The organism is Meiothermus cerbereus, assembly GCF_051297115.1.
GTDB lineage: Bacteria > Deinococcota > Deinococci > Deinococcales > Thermaceae > Meiothermus > Meiothermus cerbereus_A.
In genome coordinates, this window is record NZ_JBEVAL010000034.1 from 1 (window position 1) to 20,218 (window position 20,218).

20 protein-coding genes are annotated in these 20,218 nt (G+C 61.1%); 6 read left to right on the forward strand and 14 right to left on the reverse strand.

Translation table 11 applies throughout. The features are described from left to right. Positions 1 to 128: 128 nt before the first annotated feature. The 4 genes from fusA to ABWU19_RS08620 all read right to left on the reverse strand — a co-directional run bounded on the left by fusA (position 129) and on the right by ABWU19_RS08620 (position 4,320). Positions 129 to 2,222, reverse strand: a complete 2,094-nt coding sequence (gene fusA, locus ABWU19_RS08605; protein ID WP_027878077.1) for an elongation factor G — start codon at positions 2,220 to 2,222, stop codon at positions 129 to 131. A 2-nt stretch (positions 2,223 to 2,224) separates the two neighbouring features. Beyond that, positions 2,225 to 2,695 (reverse strand): 30S ribosomal protein S7, encoded by a 471-nt coding sequence (gene rpsG / locus ABWU19_RS08610; protein ID WP_027878078.1) that lies wholly within the window; start codon positions 2,693 to 2,695, stop codon positions 2,225 to 2,227. 45 nt (positions 2,696 to 2,740) lie between these two features. After that, a complete protein-coding gene (gene rpsL, locus ABWU19_RS08615) occupies positions 2,741 to 3,157 on the reverse strand; it encodes a 30S ribosomal protein S12 (protein WP_013014872.1) in 417 nt (138 codons plus the stop codon). Positions 3,158 to 3,705: 548 nt separating this feature from the next. Then, positions 3,706 to 4,320 (reverse strand): SCO family protein, encoded by a 615-nt coding sequence (locus ABWU19_RS08620; RefSeq protein ID WP_435901298.1) that lies wholly within the window; start codon positions 4,318 to 4,320, stop codon positions 3,706 to 3,708. A 220-nt stretch (positions 4,321 to 4,540) separates the two neighbouring features. Between ABWU19_RS08620 and ABWU19_RS08625 the strand changes: the two genes are divergently transcribed. The 3 genes from ABWU19_RS08625 (at position 4,541) to ABWU19_RS08635 (ending at position 6,365) form a co-directional block, all read left to right on the forward strand. Beyond that, the gene (locus tag ABWU19_RS08625; protein WP_435901299.1) at positions 4,541 to 5,017 is read left to right on the forward strand and encodes a hypothetical protein; all 477 of its coding nucleotides are present in this window, start codon (positions 4,541 to 4,543) and stop codon (positions 5,015 to 5,017) included. Positions 5,018 to 5,049: 32 nt separating this feature from the next. Continuing rightward, positions 5,050 to 5,640, forward strand: coding sequence for a MazG family protein (locus ABWU19_RS08630; RefSeq protein ID WP_435901300.1), 591 nt, complete (start codon positions 5,050 to 5,052; stop codon positions 5,638 to 5,640). Positions 5,641 to 5,762: 122 nt separating this feature from the next. Next, entirely contained in the window at positions 5,763 to 6,365 is a 603-nt protein-coding gene (locus ABWU19_RS08635) for an NUDIX hydrolase (RefSeq protein WP_435901301.1), read from the forward strand. Between the two features lie 156 nt (positions 6,366 to 6,521). Here ABWU19_RS08635 and ABWU19_RS08640 read toward each other — a convergent pair whose 3' ends face one another. Continuing rightward, positions 6,522 to 7,301: a PaaX family transcriptional regulator gene (locus ABWU19_RS08640; protein WP_435901302.1), complete on the reverse strand. Its 780-nt coding sequence runs from the start codon at positions 7,299 to 7,301 to the stop codon at positions 6,522 to 6,524. 73 nt (positions 7,302 to 7,374) lie between these two features. Further along, complete coding sequence (locus tag ABWU19_RS08645) at positions 7,375 to 8,820, reverse strand: MATE family efflux transporter (protein WP_435901303.1); 1,446 nt, start codon at positions 8,818 to 8,820, stop codon at positions 7,375 to 7,377. 29 nt (positions 8,821 to 8,849) lie between these two features. Here ABWU19_RS08645 and ABWU19_RS08650 point away from each other — a divergent pair, with 29 nt between their 5' ends. Beyond that, positions 8,850 to 10,205, forward strand: a complete 1,356-nt coding sequence (locus tag ABWU19_RS08650) for an aminotransferase family protein (RefSeq protein WP_435901304.1) — start codon at positions 8,850 to 8,852, stop codon at positions 10,203 to 10,205. A gap of 177 nt (positions 10,206 to 10,382) precedes the next feature. Here the strand turns inward: ABWU19_RS08650 and ABWU19_RS08655 are convergent, their stop codons facing one another. From ABWU19_RS08655 to ABWU19_RS08665, 3 genes are all read right to left on the reverse strand, one after another. Continuing rightward, positions 10,383 to 11,579: a bifunctional folylpolyglutamate synthase/dihydrofolate synthase gene (locus ABWU19_RS08655; protein ID WP_435901305.1), complete on the reverse strand. Its 1,197-nt coding sequence runs from the start codon at positions 11,577 to 11,579 to the stop codon at positions 10,383 to 10,385. 137 nt (positions 11,580 to 11,716) lie between these two features. Beyond that, a complete protein-coding gene (locus ABWU19_RS08660; protein ID WP_435901306.1) occupies positions 11,717 to 12,556 on the reverse strand; it encodes a VWA domain-containing protein in 840 nt (279 codons plus the stop codon). Between the two features lie 294 nt (positions 12,557 to 12,850). Further along, entirely contained in the window at positions 12,851 to 14,278 is a 1,428-nt protein-coding gene (locus ABWU19_RS08665) for a nitronate monooxygenase (protein ID WP_435901307.1), read from the reverse strand. A 240-nt stretch (positions 14,279 to 14,518) separates the two neighbouring features. On the opposite strand from ABWU19_RS08665, the gene ABWU19_RS08670 reads away from it, so the two are divergent. Then, a complete protein-coding gene (locus ABWU19_RS08670) occupies positions 14,519 to 15,184 on the forward strand; it encodes a uracil-DNA glycosylase (protein ID WP_435901308.1) in 666 nt (221 codons plus the stop codon). Between the two features lie 269 nt (positions 15,185 to 15,453). On the opposite strand, the gene ABWU19_RS08675 is transcribed toward ABWU19_RS08670, so the two are convergent. Beyond that, the gene (locus ABWU19_RS08675) at positions 15,454 to 16,104 is read right to left on the reverse strand and encodes an MIP/aquaporin family protein (RefSeq protein WP_435901309.1); all 651 of its coding nucleotides are present in this window, start codon (positions 16,102 to 16,104) and stop codon (positions 15,454 to 15,456) included. Positions 16,105 to 16,200: 96 nt separating this feature from the next. Between ABWU19_RS08675 and ABWU19_RS08680 the strand changes: the two genes are divergently transcribed. Continuing rightward, complete coding sequence (locus ABWU19_RS08680) at positions 16,201 to 16,662, forward strand: HD domain-containing protein (protein WP_435901310.1); 462 nt, start codon at positions 16,201 to 16,203, stop codon at positions 16,660 to 16,662. On the opposite strand, the gene pruA is transcribed toward ABWU19_RS08680, so the two are convergent. Genes pruA through ABWU19_RS08700 form a run of 4 tightly spaced genes read right to left on the reverse strand, consistent with a single transcriptional unit; the run spans position 16,659 to position 20,211 of the window. Then, positions 16,659 to 18,206 carry an L-glutamate gamma-semialdehyde dehydrogenase gene (gene pruA, locus ABWU19_RS08685; RefSeq protein WP_435901311.1) on the reverse strand — a complete coding sequence of 516 codons (1,548 nt, stop codon included), beginning with the start codon at positions 18,204 to 18,206 and terminating at the stop codon, positions 16,659 to 16,661. The genes ABWU19_RS08680 and pruA overlap by 4 nt on opposite strands. Positions 18,207 to 18,228: 22 nt before the next feature. Further along, on the reverse strand, positions 18,229 to 18,615 hold the full coding sequence (locus ABWU19_RS08690; protein ID WP_435901312.1) for an ACT domain-containing protein: 387 nt from the start codon (positions 18,613 to 18,615) through the stop codon (positions 18,229 to 18,231). 2 nt (positions 18,616 to 18,617) lie between these two features. After that, positions 18,618 to 19,541, reverse strand: a complete 924-nt coding sequence (locus tag ABWU19_RS08695) for a proline dehydrogenase (RefSeq protein ID WP_435901313.1) — start codon at positions 19,539 to 19,541, stop codon at positions 18,618 to 18,620. A 10-nt stretch (positions 19,542 to 19,551) separates the two neighbouring features. Then, complete coding sequence (locus ABWU19_RS08700) at positions 19,552 to 20,211, reverse strand: GntR family transcriptional regulator (RefSeq protein WP_435901314.1); 660 nt, start codon at positions 20,209 to 20,211, stop codon at positions 19,552 to 19,554. Positions 20,212 to 20,218: the final 7 nt, after the last annotated feature.

Genomic DNA, 20,218 nt, shown 5'->3' on the forward strand with positions numbered 1-20,218 from the left:
TGTCCGATGGTGCCCACGTTTACGTGGGGTTTGGTGCGCTCAAATACGCCTTTCGCCATAACAGTTTCACTCCTTCTAAAGTTATCGGTGAAGGGTCGGGGGTCACGTGCAGCCCCGACCCCGGTTGGTTATTGCCCCTTGATCAGCTTTTGAGCGATGTTTTGAGGCACTTGCTCGTAGTGGTCGAAGAACATCGAGAACTGGGCCCGGCCCTGGCTCATCGAACGCATGTCGTTGGCGTAGCCGAACATCTCGGCCAGGGGAACAAAGGCCCGCACCAGCCGGGCGTTGCCCCGCTCCTCCATGCCTTGAATCTGGCCGCGGCGGGAGTTCAGGTCGCCGATGATGGAGCCCAGGAATTCTTCGGGGGTGATAACCTCGACCCGCATGATGGGCTCGAGGATGGCCGCACCGCCCTTCTCGATGGCTTCCTTGATGGCCATCGAGCCGGCGATCTTGAAGGCCATTTCGGAGGAGTCTACCTCGTGGTAGCTACCATCATAGAGGGTGACCTTGAGGTCCACGATAGGGAAGCCGGTGAGGGGGCCGGACTGCATGGCCTCCTCGATGCCTTTTTGTACCGCCGGAATGTATTCGCGCGGGATCACACCCCCCACAATGGCGTTGACGAACTCAAAGCCCGAACCACGGCCGAGGGGTTCGGCCTTGATCTTGACGTGGCCGTACTGCCCACGCCCACCCGACTGACGCACAAACTTGCCTTCGACATCCACAGGGCGGGTAATGGTCTCGCGGTAGGCCACCTGGGGTTTGCCCACGTTGGCATCCACCTTGAACTCGCGCTTGAGGCGGTCCACGATGATTTCCAGGTGCAGCTCACCCATGCCCGAGATGATGGTCTGGCCGGTCTCGGGGTCGGTGGATACGCGGAAGGTGGGGTCTTCTTCACCCAGACGGGCAAGGGCCACACCGAGTTTGTCCTGATCGGCCTTGGTTTTGGGCTCGATGGCCAGGTCAATTACCGGCTCGGGAATCTCGATGGACTCGAGGATAATCGGCTGGTCGCCATCGCCCACCAGGGAGTCGCCAGTGATGGTCTCTTTGAGACCCACCACTGCGCCCAGCTCGCCTGCACGCAGCTCTTCCACCTCTTCACGGTGGTTGGCATGCATCTGCAGCAAGCGAGCCACACGCTCTTTTTTGCCCTTGGTGGTGTTCTGCACGTAGGAACCCGACTTGAGGGTACCAGAGTAAACCCGCACGAAGGTCAGACGGCCCACATAGGGGTCGGCCATAATCTTGAAGGCCAGTGCAGCCAGGGGGCCATTGGGATCGGCAGGGCGCTCGACGTCCTCGCCATTCTCGGTCTTGCCCCTAACAGGGGGAATATCCAGCGGCGAGGGCAGGTAGTCCACCACCCCATCCAGGAGCAGCTGAACCCCTTTGTTCTTGAGGGCTGAACCCAGGAAAACCGGGAAAATCTCGATGGCGATGGTGCCCTTGCGGATAGCCCGGATGAGTTCCTCTTCGGTGGGCTTCTCGCCCTCCAGGAACTTCATCATGATGTTTTCGTCGTAGTCGGCCGCCGCTTCCACCAGCTTCTCGTAGTACTCAGCAGCCTGGGCCTTCATATCCTCGGGGATCTCAACCTCTTTAATGTCGGTACCGAGGTCGTTGCCGTAGATGTAGGCCTTCTGGCGCAGCACATCTATGATGCCCTTGAAGGTATCCTCGCGGCCAATGGGCAGTTGCATCAGCACCGGCTTGGCCCCCAGACGCTCCTTCATGGTGTTGACCACCAGCCAGATATCGGCCCCGGTTTTGTCCATCTTGTTGGCGAAGGCAATGCGGGGAACCCGGTACTTGTCGGCCTGGCGCCACACGGTCTCGGACTGGGGTTCCACACCCTGCGAAGCATCGAACACCGCCACGGCACCATCCAGCACCCGCATGGAACGTTCGACCTCGATGGTGAAGTCCACGTGGCCGGGGGTGTCGATGATGTTGATGCGGTGCTCGATACCGGTACCACTGTGCTTCCAGTTGGCGGTGGTTACGGCGGCGGTAATGGTAATGCCCCGCTCCCGCTCCTGCTCCATCCAGTCCATGGTGGCCGCACCTTCGTGCACCTCGCCAATTTTGTGAATACGACCGGTGTAGTAGAGGATTCGCTCGGTGGTGGTGGTCTTACCGGCGTCGATGTGGGCCGCAATCCCGATGTTGCGGAAGAGTTTTAGGTCGAAACCAGTCTTAACGGACATACTTACCACCGGTAGTGGGCGTAGGCTCGGTTGGCTTCGGCCATACGCTCAACATCTTCTTTCTTTTTGACCGCCCCACCCTTGCCCTCAGCAGCTTCCAGTAGTTCGGCGGCCAGGCGCTGGTGGGCTTCACGCTCACCCCGGCTGTTGAAGGCGTTGACAATCCAGCGAATGGCCAGGGTTTGCTGGCGGCGGGGGGATACCTCGACGGGGACCTGGTAGTTGGCCCCACCCACCCGACGGCTGCGCACCTCCACACGGGGGCGCACGTTGTCCAGCGCCGCCTTAAAGACCTTGAGGGGCTCCTGCCCGCTCTTCTCCTGGATAATCTCGCAGGCTTCTTTGAAAATCCGGGCAGCCAGGTTCTTCTTGCCGTCGCGCATCATACGGTTGATGAGCGCGGTGACCACCACATCGCCGTAGAGGTGGTCGGGCTCGAGTTGGCGAATTTCAGCTTGTCTTCTCCGCGACATACTCTGACCTCACTCGTGCCGCCGCATGCGGCGGCATGTGAAAAGTTACTTCTTACCCTTGGCTGCCGCACCCTTGGCATCGGCTTTGGGGCGCTTGGTGCCATATTTGGAGCGGCTCTTCTTGCGGTCTTTCACACCCTGGGTGTCGTAGATACCGCGCACGATGTGGTAGCGCACACCCGGCAGGTCCTTTACACGGCCCCCACGGATCAGCACCACCGAGTGCTCTTGCAGGTTGTGGCCCTCGCCGGGGATATAAGCGGTGACTTCGTACTGGCTCGAAAGCCGCACCTTGGCCACTTTACGCAGCGCCGAGTTGGGCTTCTTGGGGGTGACGGTACGCACCACGGTGCAGACGCCTTTGCGGAAGGGGCTTCCTTTGAGGGCAGGCACCTTGCTCTTTTTGACCACCGGCGTACGGCCCTTACGGAGGAGTTGGTTGATGGTTGGCAGTGTAATCACATCCTTTCGTTTGACTCGACTTCTCTCAAAACCGAAACCCCACACGGAGGTCTGCGTTCTTGCGCTGCGCTCGGTGCGGGGTTCCCGTCGAGAAGCGAATCAGGCCAGCAGCCTGAGTTTCGCCCCTGGATTCTCAAGAATCGCTGTGCGCGACGGCATTCCCGTGAGCGCAACCGATGTTACCTCAGAGCCGGGGCTGGCCTGAGGCGACGCAACCCTAGAAGTATATACGGCTGTCAGGAGTTAATCAAGGGGGAAAATGAGGCCAGAGAGCGAACCCAAAGAGGCTACCAGCCACTCGCCTGGGCCAGTATGAACCCTGACGGTATGGTCATAAGGAACGTCCTCGATTTGTTTTTTTGCTGAGGCCTGGTCGGTTTTGAGCCACACCAGAGCGCTCTTCACGAATATTGAGCTGCTCACAACTTGATTGCTTTGTCCTGCACAGCACAGTGGCCTCCCGGATGGGAGGCCGCGTCTGTGATGAGTGCGGTAAGCAGAAATCTTCAGGCCGAGCACATCAAGGAGATTTGCTTTGTCACAGCGGCCTACCGCAGCAACCAGCGCACATCCTGCACCACCCGCTCGGTTTCGGCAGCTTTACCACTGCCGTAAATCAGGCGCAGCTGTCCCTTGGGGTCGAGGGCGAAGACGGTGGCGGTGTGGTCAACGTTGTACTCGGTGGGCGACTTGATCTGGGATTTTTGATAAAACACCCCGTAGCGCTTGGCCACATCGGCAATCTGTTCAGGGGTGCCGGTAAGTCCGATAAAGCTGGGGCTAAAAAAGGTTACGTAGTCCCGCAGCTTTTCCAGGTTGTCCCGTTCGGGGTCTACCGAGATCAGCAAAACCTGTACCCGCGCTTGCTCGGCAGGGGTCAGGGCTTTGTAGACCTTGCCAAGCTCGAGCAGGGTGGTGGGGCATACATCCGGGCAGTTCACAAAGCCAAAGAAAATCAGAACCACCTTGCCCCGAAAGTCGGAAAGGCTTTTGCTCGAGCCGTCGTGGGCGGTAAGGGTGAACTGGTTGGCTTCGGCTGGCCGAACATTCAGCAGCCGGGTGCCGTAGGGCTGGTAGGTGTCTTTAGAGAGCAGAAAAGCCACCACCGCTAGCAGCAAGGGCAAACCGGCTATCAGGGTAATCCAAATCGCTCGACGTGGCATCTTTTACACTCCTGTGCTGATGAGGTTTGTTGGCAAGCAGCAAACCCCCTGCAAACCTTGGTTAACCGTAGACAATCCAACCCCAGGCAAATGTCCCTCAGCAGACAGTTTGCTCGAGCTGCAAATGCCCTGCTCGAGGCCCCAAACAGCTTTGGCCTGGATCCCCAAGGCAAGCTACTTTACATTAGCCCTGCGCCTTTGCGGCAAGATGGGGGTGGACATGGACGGTCGTGCAGTCGCTTTTTCAAAACCCCAGGTGCGCTGGGCCGGGGCTTTGCTGATGGCACCCTTCTTTTTACAACTGCTGGGTATGGGCAACTCTGTGCTGGGGAGCGGGTTGTGTGGTGAGCTGTTTGGCAACGAAACCCCCTTGGGGCTTCAAAGTGCGGGGTTCTGGTATGCGGTCTTGTTTATGATGCTGCTGGGATTTCAGCTCATGTATGGGGGTTTCTTGCTGTTGGCGCGTTTGCTCGAGATGCCTGCCAGCATGGAACGGAGCACCTACACCGGGGGACTCTGGCTGGTGGGGCTTTTAACGGTGTTGTTTGTGCTGACCCGCAGCACCGGTCTGCCCTACCCCAGCCCCCAGGGCTTTGCTTTAGGGGACACCGCCCCGGTGGACTTGCTGAGTCTCCTTCTGATGGGCTCTACGTGGGCAGCCGGCCTCCTGCTTGGGCGTTTGCTCAAAAAGGCATAATCTCCTTTTCAAAACCCGCTAGGCTATAAGGCATGGAGCGTTTATTACAGGTCATGCGCCGCTTGCGGGGCCCCGACGGTTGTCCGTGGGACAAGGAGCAAACCCACCAGAGCCTGCGGCCTTACTTGCTCGAGGAGGCCGCCGAGGCTGTAGATGCCATTGGCAAGGGAGACCCCAGCGAACTGGCCGAGGAGCTGGGCGACGTGCTCTTGCAGGTGGCCTTTCACTCGGTGATTGCCGAGCAGGAGGGAACCTTTACTTATGCACAGGTAGAGCAGCACATTGTGGATAAGCTGATAAGACGCCACCCACACGTCTTCGGCAACGTACAGGCCGACACCCCGGAACAGGTAACCGCCAACTGGAACGCCATCAAAGCCCGCGAGGGCAAAACCGCCCAGTCGGTATGCGACCAGGTGCCGCGCAGCCTGGGCGCCCTGGCCCGGGCCAGCGAAATCCAGAAAAAGCTGGGAACCCCCTTCTCGGGTAAGGACAGCCTGACCCAGGCTATTGAACAGGACAACCTGGCCGAGGCGCTGTGGCTGATGGTGGCCTGGTGCCGCCAGGAGAAGGTAAACCCGGAGGTTTTGTTGCGCGAACGCTGCGAGCAAAGCTGTGCGTAAAGCGGTCATGGGCCACAAAAAGGGTTACAAGCTAGCTTCAAAATGCTGGTAGTGAGGCTTCTGGCATCACACCGGCCACTATATAGCCAGCGTTCGCAACAGCACCCAACAGCAAAAGTCGCATGAAATCGAACGTTCTCAAAGCCATCGTTTCCCGTCCCCCTCAGCAACTGCCGCTACCAGAGGGTTTCGTGGATGCAGCCGTTCTGCTTCCGGTGTGGGAAGGCCAGCTTTTGTTTACCGTTCGCAGCGCCCATCTGCCGCACCATGCAGCACAAATCAGCTTCCCCGGGGGCCGCTTTGACGATGGCGAAAGCGCAGAGGAAGCCGCTTTGCGCGAGGCTTCAGAAGAAGTGGGGCTCGAGCCCGAGCAGGTGGAAATACTGGGGCACCTGAACCCCACCCTCTCCCCTTTTGGCTACCGGGTATTCCCCCTGCTGGGCCGGATTACCCAGGAGCCCCGTCTTACCCCCAACCCCGAGGAAGTGGACGCGCTGCTCTGGGTGCCCATTGAGGAATTGCTAACCGCACCCGCCTATGCCGAAGAACGCACCCCACCCCCAGGCAACCGCTTTCCCAGCGGCTTGGGCGGGGAGTTTTCCGAAATAGAGGGCCGACTGAGCCGCAAGGTCTGGCACTATCCCTGGCGGGGCTACGACATCTGGGGCGTTACCGGCAATATCGTGCACGATTTCCTCGAGCGCATTCGAGCGGTGCGCTTCTAGGGGCGCCATTGCAAGGCCCTCTCTGCCAGGCTCGAGGTTTTTGTCAAGGCCACCCATCGCACCCTTCACAGACGTGGCCTCCCATCCGGGAGACCACTGTGCTGTGCAGGACGCAGCCATCAAGTTGTGAGCGGCTCAATAGTTGTGACGAGCGCTCTAATCTGCGGCGGCTGAAGCCAGCTCAAATACCGGGCGGGCTTGCCTGGAAAGCTGGTCGTAGAGGGCTAAAAACTGCTCCTTGGCCTGCTGCCCCAGGAAGCCCGGGGGGGTGAGCTCGGGCGGCAGACCCGGGTCGAGGAAGAGGTTTTTGCGGGCCTGGTGCACCATGTGGGTCAGGCGCACAAAGGCTTCCTCGGGGTTTTGGGGACGTTCTTGTTTTTGTGCCAGAAAGGCGCGGTAGCGGGCCTGGGCGGCTTTGAGGTTGAAGGATTTTTCGATGAGCTCGAGGGGAGGCGTACTGGAAAAGCGCTCGGCTTGGAACAGCTCCACATAGCTTTGCAGGCCGTAAAAGCCCACCAGGTCGCGGGCGGCCTCGAGGGAGCCATTGGGGCTGACCCAGACCCCCGGCGCCGGCGTCCCGAAGCCCAGCAAAATTAACTCGTTGCGGAAGCGGTCGCGCACGGTGCGTTTGGCCTCCGGTACGGCATACACCAGAATGCGCCACCTGCCATCCCAGGCCGCACCGTAGGTGTAGAGCCGCTCGCGCACCTGCTCGACCTGCCAGGCCACCCGCGGCGAAAGCCGGTAGTAGGCCCGCCGTCCGTCCTTTTCGGGGATAATCCAGCCGCGCTTAACACTACGCGAAACCGCCGCCCGCACGGCCGGCTCGCTGAATTTGAGCAGCTCCATCCAGCGGATCAGATCCCCTACCCAGGCCCGGTTTTCTGGGTAGAGATATTCCATGTAGAGCGTAAACAAATAAGACCGTGCCCGCATTGGTTCCAGTATAGTACGGATTTTTACATTCCCAGCTAAAAAGCGTTTCGTTTGGTGGGCACGTCGAGCAGTTTCAATCTGTAGCCAAGGCTTTGGCCCCACGATCCAGTCGGAACCACTGCCCACCCCGGTAGCGCCACAGGAACATGGCGATGCGCAGGGTTTCCTCGCCCAAAAGCCGCCCCAGGAAAATACCCCACAATCCCAAACCCAGCGGAAAAGCCAGCAGCCAGGCCAAGGGCAGGCCCAGCAAAAACACCGTGGCAAAATCGGAGAACAGCAAAAAGCGGGTGTCGCCACCGCTGGCCAGGATGCCAAAAAAGATGAAGTTGGAAACCTTGATGGGTTGAAACAGGGCGTTCAACAGCACTGCCCAAAAAGCCCACTGCTGGACTTGCGGGGTGGTGTTGGGATAGAGCAAGGGCAGCAGGAAAGCAAACAGCGCAAAGGCCAGCCCAAAGATGACCGCCGAGATTAGGCCCATGCGCCAGATCAGCCGCGAGACCCTCCAAACACCTGAGGAATCGGCCCGCCCGATGGCCTGTGCCACGAGCACCGTGGCTGCAAAGTGCAGGCCCGCCGAAGCGGTAATGAAAACCATCTCGAGGTTGCTCACAATCTGGAATACTGCCAGCTCCTGCGTGCCCAGGCGCTCGAACAGCAGTGCAAACAAAAAAACCCCGCCGCTGAATACCACCTCGGTAATAAACAGCGGTAGCACCAACGGCACGGCCTGGGCCAGCAGCGGCCGGATTTGCGTCAGGTCGGGCCAAGCCCAACGCAGCCCCCAGCGGCTTGCAAAAAGCAGCCCCAGTAGCAGAACCGCCCGGATGCCCTGCGCCAGCAGGGCCGCCACCGCCGCCCCTACCACGCCCATGCCCAGCGGAAACACCAGCAGCCACGACAAGAGCGGTATCAGGGCGATGGTGGGGATGGTCACCAGCATGGGGATGCGGGCCTTGCCCATACTGCGAAAAGCGGCGCTGCTGACCACGCTAAGGGTGATCAGGGGCAGAGAAAGTGCCACCAGCGAAAGGTACGGCCCACCGATGGTGGTAATCTCGGGATCGGCCGCCAGCAGTCTTAAAAAAGGCGTGGCCCCCAGCCCCAGCGGTAGGGCCAGCGCAAGCGCCAAAACCGAAGCAAACCCAATGAAAAAACTCACGATGCGCCGCACCGCGGCTTCGTCCCCCCGGCCCCTGGCCCGGCTGGCCAGAATGGCGCACCCCGCACCCAGGGTGTTGAGGCAGAGGATGCCAATAAACAGCACATTGTTGGCCAGCCCCACCGCCGCAATCGTGGCCGTGCCCAAGACCCCCACGATGACCTGGTTGATAAAGCCCAGGCTTAGTTGAACGGTGGACTCGAGGCTTACCGGCAGAGCAATTTTGAGTATTTCGCGCTGGGTATCGGCAGTCACAAAGGCCAGCATACTACGCGACAGGTAGTCGGCTACTTCGCCATCCCGCCCCCGTGCGCCGTGGGAGGAGGCAGCTCGAGCGCCCGGTTCGTGGCCCACCTCTGCCAGGGGGTAAAATCTGGAGCATCATGAACACCCTTATCTGGAACACCGAGCGCCTCATCGAGCTGGACATGGCCCATCACCTGCACCCCGTCACCAACCTGCACCGCCACAAACAAAGTGGCCCGTTGGTGCTGGTCGAGGGTAAGGGCTCTAAAGTGCGCGATAGCCAGGGCCGGTGGTACATTGACGGATTCGCCGGACTTTGGAACGTGAATGTGGGCTATGGGCGCACCGAACTGGCCGAGGTGGCCCGCGAGCAGATGGCCCGGCTGGCTTTTCAGCCTACTTTTTTTGGGCTGGCCACCCCGCCCGTCATCGAGCTAGCGGCCAAGATGCACCAGCTCCTGCCGCACCACTCCCACTTCCAGTTCACCTCGGGTGGGGCCGAGTCCAACGAGACCGCCATCAAGATTGCCCGCTATTACTGGGCCCTGTCGGGCAGGCCCGAAAAAACCAAGATCATCTCGCGCCGCATGGCCTATCACGGCATTGCCATGGGCGCGCTGGCGGCCACCGGCATACCGGCCTACCACGCCGATTTTGGTCCGCTACCCCCTGGGTTTTTGTATCTGAGTGCACCGCTGGCCTACCGCAACAATCCGGGGCTTTCGGAGGCCGGGTTTGTGGCCATGCTGGCCCAGGAGCTGGAAGACCTAATTGCCCGAGAAGGGGCTGAAACCATCGCGGCCTTTATCGGGGAACCGGTGCAGGGGGCGGGGGGCGTGGTACCACCCCCCGAGGGTTACTGGCAGACCATTGTTCCCATCCTCAAGAAGCACGACATTTTGCTGATTGCCGACGAGGTGATTACCGGCTTTGGCCGCACCGGCCAGATGTTCGCCCAGACCACCTATGGCTTCCAGGCCGACATCACCAGCTTTGCCAAAGGCATTACCTCAGGGTATGTGCCGCTGGGTGGGGTGGGCATCAGTCCGCAAATTTTTGAGCGCATCTCGGCCCCCGACCGCATGTTCATGCACGGCTTCACCTACTCGGGGCATCCGGTGGCCTGTGCGGTGGGGCTGGCCAACATTGACATTATCGAACGTGAACAGCTCTGGCTCAATGCTGCCGAGCGAGGTGAACAGCTTTTGCAGCGGTTGCGTGAGCTCGAGGCCCACCCCCACGTGGGCAACGTGCGCGGCAAGGGCCTGATGGCTTTGGTCGAGGTGGTGGAGGACAAAGCCAGCAAAAAAACCTTCGATGCAGCCAGAGGCATTGGGGCACAGTTGATGAAGGTAAGCCGGGAAAAAGGCGTGATTGTGCGCTGCAACGATACCGGCTTTGCTATGGCGCCGCCCCTGGTAATTACCGAGGCCGAGGTAGACCAAATGGTAAACGCCCTGGCGGAAACCCTGGACGAGGTGCTGGGCCCCTGAGCTGCACCGTGGCCCCGTTTGGGCTTTTACCAGGCAGGACACCGCCCCTTCCAGTTGGGTCAAGCCGGCCAGGCAATGTGCCGGCTTCACACACCACCCACCAGGGTGGATTGTGCCGGGGAAGGCGGCCTCGCGGTGGGCGGCTGTCTGCCCAGCGGTAGCAGTACCCACAACCCATCATTCAAAAAGTGGGCTGGCCAGATGCTGCGCCTGGAGCAGCCGCAGCATCTGGCCTACCAGGTACAAAGAGCCTGTGACCAGGACTAAAGCGCCGTCCTGCTGGGCTGCTCCAACAGCGTGATGCAGGGCCTCGAGCGGATGTTCGAAGTAGGGTGCAGGGTATTCTTGCAGAAGTTCTTCTGCCCGCAGGGCACCCCTGGCGGCATAGGTGTACCGCACGCTTCTGGCCTTAGGGAGCAGGGTTTGCAGCATGGTGTGGTAGTCCTTGCGGGGGAAAGCGCCAAACACCAGATGAAATTCTTCAAGCTCCTCTACCAGCGCCCGGACCGCGGGTGGGTTGTGGGCTCCGTCGAGCACCACAGGGGTGTTCTGGTAGGTCAGGTACTGCATGCGGCCCGGATGGACGGCTGCGGATAAACCTGTGGATAAGACCGGCTCGCCATAACCCAGCAGACGCAGAGCTGCCGCTGCCAGACGGGCGTTCTGTAGCTGAAAGCGGCCCCGCAGCGAGGGCTGGACAGGTAAATCGAAAATAGGGCTGCCTTCGGAAAGCACATACAAAGGCGCCCCCCGCTCGGCGGCGATGGCGCGAATAACCGCCAGTCCAACCCCCTCGGCCCCCGTTACTACCGGAACCCCGGGGCGGATGGCCCCCCCTTTGTCCTTAGCGACCCCCTCGAGCGAACCCCCCAGGGTTTCCAGATGGTCTTCACCAATGTTGGTAATGACCGTCACGCGAACATCGGGCAGGGCGTTGGTCGCATCCAGCGCACCACCCACCCCTGCCTCAACCGCAGCCATGCGCACCCCTACCGAGGCGAAGTGGCGAAAAGCCAACGCGGTGGTGAGGTCGAAGAAGGCCACGGGTTCTTGCAATTGCTGCTGCTGCGCCCACTCCACAAAGCGCACCACCTCCCCCTCGGGAATCGGGCCCTGGTGGGTACAGATGCGCTCGCGGAAATCCAGCAGGTGCGGGCTGATGGTGGCCCCGTAAGGTTCCCCGGCAGCCCTAAAAGCCGCCGCCAGATAGGCCACCACACTGCCCTTGCCGTTGGTGCCAATCACGTGAACGGCAGAAAAAGCGGCTTCCGGCTGGCCCAGGCGTTGCAGCAGCGCGCGAACCCGCGCCAGACCCCGGGGAGCCCCGGCCCGGCTTTGGGCAAACAACCATTCCACTGCTTCTTGGTAAACCACACGCCTAAGTCTACCGCTTTCGCCTTTTATTGCCCCCCTGTCCGGCAGGCATAAATCGCACTCTTCACAGGCGTGGTCTGTCCTGTGCAGGACGCAGTAGTAATGCTGGTGGGGGCTCAAGGAGTATGTAGAGTGCTCTAGATTACCTGGCGGCGCAGGTTCGATACCAGCAGGCTCGAGGCCAGCAAAAGCCCAGCGGCCAGGCCAAACAAACCGCTCACCTCGGTGCGCTGGGGCTTCCAGCCCACCACCCGGCCCAGGCTGCGGTAGACCTGCCTTAAGGCTTCCGCAGACTCTGCAGCGTAATACTGCCCCCCCGTGGACTCGGCGATGGCCCGCAGGGTTTCTTCGTCAAACTGCATCCAGTAACCCCCCCACTGGGGGTCGGGGTCGTTGGGGTTGCTGCGGCGGCCCAGCCCAATGGTATGCACCACCACCCCCATGTCCTTGGCATAGGGCGTCACCTCCAGGGGATCGATGCCCCGGTTGTTGCGGCCATCCGAAAGCAACACCACAGTGGCGGGACCCAGTAGCTTGCCGTTTTCGTCTGTGGGAAAAGCTTTGAGGCTTTCCAATAGACCGTCGCCGATGGCGGTTCCACGGGCCATCTGGAGCAGTTCGATCTGGTCTATGATGCGCTGGTGGTCGGTGGTCGGTTCAACTTCCAGGGTGGCATACCCGGCAAAGCTCACCAGCCCCACCTTGGCTCCATCCGGCAGGGCACGCACAAAGCTCTGGGCTTCTTTTTTGGCCGCGGTAAAGCGATCCGGCTCAATGTCCTGCGCCCGCATCGAGCGGCTGATATCGATGGCAACCATGACCGTAGCCAGGTTATCGGGAGCCGGAACAACCGCCTGGGGTCGGGCCAGCGCCAGTAGCGCCAGCACCAGCGCCAGGCCATACAAAAAAGCACTCAGGTGCCGTTTCCAGCGCGGCTCCGCGATACCAGCCAATTGCGCCAGGTTGGGATAAAGCACGTGGGCACTGGCATCTCCACGCTGCAGCCTGCGCCAATAAACCCATACCAGGAGCGGTATCAGGAGCAGCAGCCAAAGCAACAGCGGAAACTGAAACCCCACAACCCACCTCTCACACCAGCAGCCTTACCGACCCAACTTCGGGAAATAAACTACCCCTCGAGTTTGAAGGCTAATCGCCCGGCAAAAGGTAGGCCTATTTACGGTTTTTCTTCAAAAAATTCACACCCCAGCAGCCAGGCTGCTGGGGTGCTGCACCAGGATTGTCGGCGGATGCAGGCGGTGCTTGGCGGGTTAGCCGTTTGCCATCATGTGCTGGACTTCTGTCCGGGGCACAGCCGCTTCTCCCAGCAAGTAGGCCACCACGTCCCGGGCGCTGTACTGGGTGCCAAACCGGGCCACAAAGCGGCCAATGCGCTCGAGGTCATCTCCGCTGGTCACCAGCGGCAGCTCGAGGTCGCCGTTTTTCTGCACCTGGCCCTGCCCCACCGCTGCCAGAAGGGCATTGCACAAGCACTTGCGGCCCTCGGTGTTGGCCAGTTCACCCCCTTTAGCCAGGTACTGCTCGATGGGTTCGGAAGCACAACGGAAGCCAATTTTCCCCTCGGGCGTCTGGTAGGCTTCGCGCAGATAGCCCAGGTCACAGACCCGCTTTCGACGCCGATAAACCTCTGGCTCTGAGAGCGTTCCTTCTACCTCGGCCACCTTAAAAGGAAAACCGGTGGGCGAGGCTTTGGGGTCGGTAAAAACCTTCACGGCCCCACGGGCGGCACGCTCGAGGATGCCCTGCTTTAGCTTCGCCTCAAAGCCCGATTCCTGGCTATAAGCAAACAGGGTTCCTACCTGAATGCCGGCTGCCCCCTGCGCAAGCGCCTCTTGCAGGGCCTCGGGTGAACCCGTACCCCCTGCCAGCCAGAATGGCAGACCCAGGGCCTTGATCTGCTCGAGGTCCACCACATCCCGCTCGCCGTAGACCGGTTGCCCGCGCTCATCAAAAACCGGGGTGCCTCTGGGCGGGGCGTTGTGTCCGCCTGCAGTGGGGCCTTCGATGACAAAGCCCTGGATGGTGCCGGTTACCTTGCGGGCCAGCAAGGTAGCCAGCGAGTTGGAGGCGATGATGGGCAAAAAGTTGGGGCGCTTCAGCGCCTGGACACCCCCCAGCACCTCGCGGGGGTCGAAGTGAAGCCGGGGGGCTTCTGCGCCCGTCCAGCCGGTTACATCTATTTTGAGCGAGGCGGTTTCACCCGCTGCCAGCCTGTCTAGCACTTCGGGAATTTCACGGGGAATGCCGGCCCCCATCAAGACATAATCTACCCCGGCCAGCATGGCCCCATATAGCGTGCCCATGGTGGGAATTTGCAGCTTGGTCAGAAGGTTGATGCCAATCAGGCCCGAATGCCCTTCCTTGGCCAAAAATACCTCTACATAACCCCCCAGCACGTGCATAATTTGCGAGGCTGTATCGCCCAGGCGGCTGGGCATGGGAATACGCAGGTAAGGCTGGCCCTGCCGACCCTCGGGCCGAAAGTATTTGTCCAGCACAGGCTTAACCCAGTGTTGCACCGGAAACGCCGACAGCGCACGGCGCACCAGGCCAGCGGGGTCGCCATCCTGCAACCGCCGCACCATCACGGTGTCCATAGCGGTACCCGAAACAACCCCCAGCTGCCCCAGCAGCGAAACCGTTTTGGCCAGACGCCAGTTGGAAACAGAAACGCCCATCCCGCCCTGAATAATGCGCGGTAAGGCTAAACCAGTAACACTTTGCACGTTAACAAACCTCCAGAAGAGCAAAACAAGATAACGAGAAGATGGTTGATTGTACGGGTATAAAGGGTGAGAACTGAAGACATATACCCAATCGCCGCCACATCTGTACCAAGTACAGAAAAGCTAGGGCCGTGTTGAGAGGTGTTCGCATCGTGGCAGAACCGCCCCAGCTGATGGTGTAATGGCAGTTGCATGAGCCTCGAGGCCCTCCACTCCCAGATTGCTGCCTGCCGGGCCTGCCCAAGGCTGGTGGCCTGGCGCGAACAGGTCGGACGGGAAAAACGCGCAGCCTACCGGAGCGCCACCTACTGGGCCAGACCCGTGCCCGGCTTTGGCGATCTCGACGCACGAATTCTGATTTTCGGGCTGGCCCCCGGCGCCCACGGCTCCAACCGCACCGGGCGACCTTTTACCGGCGATGCCTCCGGCGACTTCCTGTACCCGGCCCTGTACCGCACCGGACTCTCCAGCCAGCCGACCTCGAGCCACAAAGGCGATGGCCTGAAGCTTCAGGGCGTTTACATCACCGCCGCAGTGCGCTGCGCCCCACCGGAAAATAAACCCACCCCCCTCGAGGTTCAGGCCTGTGCCAGCTGGACCAAACAAGAACTGGCTTTTCTAAAACACCTCAAGGTCTACCTGGCCCTGGGCCAGATCGCCCATCATGCGCTACTGGACTACCACGGCCTGCGCAGGTCAAAGTATCCCTTTGCCCACGGCCTCGAGTACCCTCTAGGCGAACGGATCTTGCTCTGCTCCTACCATGTGAGCCGCCAGAACACCAACACCGGCAGGCTGACCGCCGCCATGTTCGAGGCCATTCTAAGGCGGGCCAAAGCCCTGGCTGAAGTCGGATAAAAGTTCGCCTGGAGGAGATGTCCCCCAGGCCAGCGGTGCACTTGCGAGAAGCCGCCTATCGCACTCTTTACAGATGCCTCCCATCCGGGAGGCATCTGTGCTGTGTAAGTTGCGCCAGGGCAGATTGGCAAAACCAGCGGAATGAGTCAATGCATACCTGGCGCAATTCCTAAAGCGAACTTTCGGTACGGCATCTTGCATTTCGCTTATGGAGACACTTAGGACAAAGCCATCAAGTTCTGAGCGGCTCAACAATTGCGAAGAGCACTCTAGCTTTCAGCTTTCTTGCTGTACAAAAAGTCGTAGAGCAAAGCCGCCAGGCCGGCCCCGACCAGCGGGCCGACCCAGTAGACCCAGTGGGCCGTCCACTCGCCCCCGATGATGGCGGGGCCCAGCACGCGGGCTGGGTTCATGGCCGCTCCCGAGATAGCACCCCCGGCCAGGATATCCATCGTGACGGCCAGGCCAATGGCCAGGCCCGCATAGCTAAAGTTGTTGAAAACCGCCACACCAAAAATAACCGAAACCAAAAAGAAGGTCAGGAAGATCTCCATCATGAGGGCCTGGATGGCAGTGTGGTTTGCGCCGGGAAGCGGGGTTCCCTCGGCCACAGCATTACCGCCATATAGCGCGCCGATAAAGAAGGCTGCCACCAGCCCGCCCAAAAACTGGGCCCCCCAGTAGCCCGCTGCGCCCACCGGGGTGATGCGCCCGGTGATGAGCATGGCGAAGGTAACGGCTGGGTTGAAGTGCCCTCCGGAGATAGCCCCTAAAGCCACTACCGAAAGGCCGATAGCCAGACCGTGGGCCAGTGCGATCGCCATCAGATCGCCCCCCTGGGTGGCCGCAATGGCCCCAATCCCCACAAAACACAGGGCAAAAACCCCCAAAAACTCTGCAATAAGCGCGCGTATGTTCATGTTTTCCTCCAGCCCATACCTTACCCCAGCCCAGCGAAATCCTACAATTGGCCGGATCTGACACGACAAACAGGCCCAAATGCGTAGGATAAATTGGTGTGGCTGCGACTCAAGCGTTTGTATAAAGCCTTTGTTCCAGCCCAGGCCGAGCCGGACGACGCCTGGGCCCTGGCCGAACTCAGCATTGAAGAGGCTCATCTGTACAAGGCCATGGATGTGCGGGATCGGGAGCACGCCGTGCGGGTGGCCAAACGACTGCTGGAGCGCTACCCCGACGCCCCCAGCTTTGCTGTGCGGGCGGCCCTGCTGCACGACAGCGGTAAAGCCCTGCGGCCCTACCGCCCCCTCGAGCGCATCCTGACTGGGTTAATCAGCCTGGATGTGCCCATCGAGCCCCTGGACAAAGGGCTGCGGGGGGCCTGGCAGATTCGCCAGCATCACCCCGAATACGGCGCCATGCGCATCCTCGAGCCCCAGGTGGCCCAGATTGTGCGGGAGCACCACCAGCCCGTGAGCCTGTGGGCCAGGCGGCTGCACGAGGTAGACGAAGAGTTCTAAAACCGCTCCGTAACGCTCTTCATCTGCAGGAAGTTGAGCAGGTAATCGGGCCCCCCGGCCTTGGTATCGGTGCCCGAGAGGTTGAAGCCGCCAAAGGGCTGCACCCCCACCAGGGCCCCGGTAATCTTGCGGTTGAAGTAGAGGTTGCCCACGTGGAACTCGCGGCGGGCCCGCTCGAGGCGCTCACGCTTGCGCGAGAAAACCCCGCCCGTGAGGCCATAGCGGGTGCCGTTGGCCACTTCCAGGGCAGTGTCGAAGTCGGGCACGCGAATCACCGAGAGCACCGGGCCAAAAATCTCTTCCTGGGCAATGCGGGCATCGGGGGAAACTTTTTCGAACACGGTGGGCGAGATGAAGAAGCCGCCGCCCTCGAGCTTGCGTCCGCCCAGCACCAGGCGGGCCTCCTGCTGCCCAATCTCGATATAAGACAGCACGGTTTTTTCTTGCTGGGCGCTGGCCACCGGCCCCATGTCGGGGTTTTCCTCGGCAGGCCCCACAATCAGGCTTTCGGTGCGCTTGAGCACCTGCTCCATCAGCAGGTCGTGTACCCCGTCCACCACAATCAGCCTCGAGGCCGCCGAGCACTTCTGCCCCTGGAAGCCAAAGGCGCTCTGCACGGTGGCCTGCGCCGCCGCAGCAATATCAGCGGTTTCGTCCACGATCAGGCCATCTTTGCCGCCCAGTTCCAGGAAAACCCGCTTGAGCCAGATCTGCCCTGGCGAGAGGCGGGCCGCACTTTCGTTAATCTGCAGGCCGACCTCGAGGGAGCCGGTAAAGTTGATAAACCGGGTACGGGGGTGCTGAACCAGGTAGGCCCCCACCTCACTGCCCGACCCCGGCAAAAAGTTGGCCACCCCCGGCGGAAGACCAGCCTCCTCCAGAATCTCGAAGAGCTTGGCCGCAATCACCACGGTGTCTTCGGCGGGCTTGGAGACCACGCAGTTGCCCACCGCAATGGGGGCCACGGTCATGCCGGTCAGGATGGCCAGGGGGAAGTTCCAGGGCGCAATCACCACCCCCACCCCCAGCGGGATGTAAAAGGCCTCGTTGTCCTCGCCCGGATAGGGCACCACCGGGGCTCCGTCTTTGTACTTGAGGGCCGAGAGGGCGTAATAGCGGATAAAGTCGATGGCCTCGGCCACGTCGGCGGCGGCCTCCACCCAGTTCTTGCCGATCTCGTAGACCAGCCAGGCCTCGAGCTCCCGCTGGCGGCGCTTCATAACCTGGGCGGCCTTCAGCAAAACCCGGCTGCGGTGCTCCTGGGGCCAGTCCCGCCAGGTCTGAAAAGCCCGCCAGCCCGCATCCAGGGCCGCGTCGGCCTCGGCAATTCCGGCCTTGGCGCTCACCCCCACCACCTCCGCCGGGTTGGAGGGGTTGGTAGAGGTGATGGTGGCCTGGGTATGCACTTTTTCACCCCCGATGATGAGGGGGTAGTGGCGACCAAACTGGGCCCGCACCTCGGCCAGGGCTTTACGCATGGCTTCAAAGGCTTCGGGGCTCTGGAAGGTTTCGATGGGTTCGGGGCGGTAGGGTTCTGTGGTCATACTTGCTCCTTTCGGCAAATCACTAAACATGTACTCGGTGGCCAGCCTGGCTCAGGGCCATTATTCCCTGATTCAGGCTCGCAGATTTGATCAACACGTAGTCGGTATTGTAGGTCGAAACGGCAAAAACACCCACACCCGCCTGGGCCAGCGGGTTCAGCACCGCGGCCAGGATGCCGGTGAGGGCAAACTCGAAGGGGCCGACCAGGCGAAAGCAGCGCCAGTCGCGCTCGGCTTTGACCTGAGGGGGCACGCGCTGCTGGGGGCAGACTATCGTTAACTCGTCACTGGCACGGCTGATGCTTAGAAAACCCTGGCCTTCGGCCCAGGCCGGAACCTGTGCGGTGGCCTCGAGCTGGCAGACCGCATAGGGGCCTTCCAGAAGGTGCAAATCCAGCGTCGCCGCCATACCTACCCTTGAATCAGGCTCCGCGCCACGAATAAGAGGTTCTCGGGCCGCTCGGCGATACGGCGCGAAAAGTAGGGATACCAGTCGGTGCCGTAAGGCACATAAGCCCGCACAGTGTAGCCTTCGGCGGCCAGCTTTTTTTGCTCGTCACGGCGCACCCCGTACAGCAGTTGAAACTCGAAGCGGTCGGGCCCAATACCCATCTGCGCCGTCCAGCGCTTCATCTCCTGGATGATCTGGGGATCGTGGCTGGCAATCGCGGTGTAGAGGCCGTTTTCCAGGGCCTTCTTGCACAGCAGCAAAAACTGCCCATCAATGATGCGCTTGTCCTGAAAGGCCACCTCGGGCGGCTCTTTGTAAGCACCCTTCACGATACGTACTGGTGTTTTGAGCGGTATCAGGCTTTGCAGGTCCTGTTCAGTGCGCTTGAGGTAGCTTTGCAGCACCACCCCCACCTTTTCAAAGCCGGCCTGGTGCAAACGCCGGTAGACCCGCAGGGTTGCGTCTACCCGGGGGCTGTCTTCCATGTCGATCCGCACAAAACAGTCCACTTTGCGGGCCTCGCTCAGAATCTCGTGCATAAGGGAATAGGCCAGGTCCTCGGAGAGGTCCAGGCCCAGCTGGGTGAGCTTAATGGCCACATAGCGGGGGTACGGAAGGGCCCCAAAAGCCTGTACCAGTCGCACCAGCTCGCTCTGGAACTTACTCGCCTCGGCCTCAGAGGTAACCATCTCGCCCAGCAAGTCCAGGATGGCGTGTATCCGGTCGCGCTCGAGGGCCTCTACGGCCTGCAAGGCCTCCTCGAGGGTATCGCCAGCAATGAAGCGGCGGGCAAAGTTGCGGCCACGGGTCAGAATCAGGTTTTTGATGCGGGGGTTCTGGGCCATGGCCAGCACAAACGAGCGGTAGCTTTGATTGAGGTCCATGTGAGCTCCTTTATTGCCAGACCTGCGCCTGGAGGCTCTGCATAACCAGGTCGCGGAAATAGTGCACGTGGGCCCGCGCAGCCTCGGCAGCGCCGGCGGGGTCATGGGCCTTGAGGGCCGACAGAATGGCCTGGTGCTGCTGGCGGGTTCTGGGGTGCTGGGAAAGGGTTTGCTGAAACGAGCGGATGAGGGTCAGGCTCGAGCGCAGGTCGGCGTAGATGCGGGCCAGGGTTTTGTTGTGGGCGGCCTCGACCAGGGCGGTGTGAAAGTCGAAGTCTACCTGCATCTGCTGGGCATGGGCTTCCCTGGGTAGGGCATCGAGCGCCTGGAGCAGCCGCTCCAGCCGATTCAGTTCGGCTTCCGTGGCGTTTTGCGCCGCCAGGGCCGCCGCTTCGCCCTCGAGCAAGGCCCGCACATCGTAGACCTCGCGCACCTCCTCCGCCGAGAGCACCCGCACCCGCGCCCCTTTACCCGGCAAGAGCTCCACCAGCCCTTCCTGGGCCAGGCGCTGCAAGGCCTCGCGCACAGGGGTGCGGCTAATGCCGAGCTCCTGCGCCAGCCCTGGCTCGGAAATGCGCGCCCCCGGCAGCAAAGAACCCGCCAGAATGGCCCCCCGCAGGTGGGCATAGGCCGCCTCCCGCACCGAGTGGGGTCGCTGGAAATGGGCCATAAGGTGT

Excerpts from the sequence above, each read along its gene's own strand:
- rpsG (WP_027878078.1), bottom strand. The coding sequence starts at position 2,695 with ATGTCGCGGAGAAGACAAGCTGAAATTCGCCAACTCGAGCCCGACCAC.
- ABWU19_RS08650 (WP_435901304.1), top strand. The coding sequence starts at position 8,850 with ATGAACACCCTTATCTGGAACACCGAGCGCCTCATCGAGCTGGACATG.
- ABWU19_RS08690 (WP_435901312.1), bottom strand. The coding sequence starts at position 18,615 with ATGGCGGCGACGCTGGATTTGCACCTTCTGGAAGGCCCCTATGCGGTC.
- fusA (WP_027878077.1), bottom strand. The coding sequence starts at position 2,222 with ATGTCCGTTAAGACTGGTTTCGACCTAAAACTCTTCCGCAACATCGGG.
- ABWU19_RS08630 (WP_435901300.1), top strand. The coding sequence starts at position 5,050 with ATGGAGCGTTTATTACAGGTCATGCGCCGCTTGCGGGGCCCCGACGGT.
- ABWU19_RS08665 (WP_435901307.1), bottom strand. The coding sequence starts at position 14,278 with ATGGGCGTTTCTGTTTCCAACTGGCGTCTGGCCAAAACGGTTTCGCTG.
- ABWU19_RS08640 (WP_435901302.1), bottom strand. The coding sequence starts at position 7,301 with ATGCGGGCACGGTCTTATTTGTTTACGCTCTACATGGAATATCTCTAC.
- ABWU19_RS08695 (WP_435901313.1), bottom strand. The coding sequence starts at position 19,541 with ATGGACCTCAATCAAAGCTACCGCTCGTTTGTGCTGGCCATGGCCCAG.
- ABWU19_RS08700 (WP_435901314.1), bottom strand. The coding sequence starts at position 20,211 with ATGGCCCATTTCCAGCGACCCCACTCGGTGCGGGAGGCGGCCTATGCC.
- ABWU19_RS08670 (WP_435901308.1), top strand. The coding sequence starts at position 14,519 with ATGAGCCTCGAGGCCCTCCACTCCCAGATTGCTGCCTGCCGGGCCTGC.
- ABWU19_RS08620 (WP_435901298.1), bottom strand. The coding sequence starts at position 4,320 with ATGCCACGTCGAGCGATTTGGATTACCCTGATAGCCGGTTTGCCCTTG.
- pruA (WP_435901311.1), bottom strand. The coding sequence starts at position 18,206 with ATGACCACAGAACCCTACCGCCCCGAACCCATCGAAACCTTCCAGAGC.
- ABWU19_RS08635 (WP_435901301.1), top strand. The coding sequence starts at position 5,763 with ATGAAATCGAACGTTCTCAAAGCCATCGTTTCCCGTCCCCCTCAGCAA.
- ABWU19_RS08675 (WP_435901309.1), bottom strand. The coding sequence starts at position 16,104 with ATGAACATACGCGCGCTTATTGCAGAGTTTTTGGGGGTTTTTGCCCTG.
- ABWU19_RS08625 (WP_435901299.1), top strand. The coding sequence starts at position 4,541 with ATGGACGGTCGTGCAGTCGCTTTTTCAAAACCCCAGGTGCGCTGGGCC.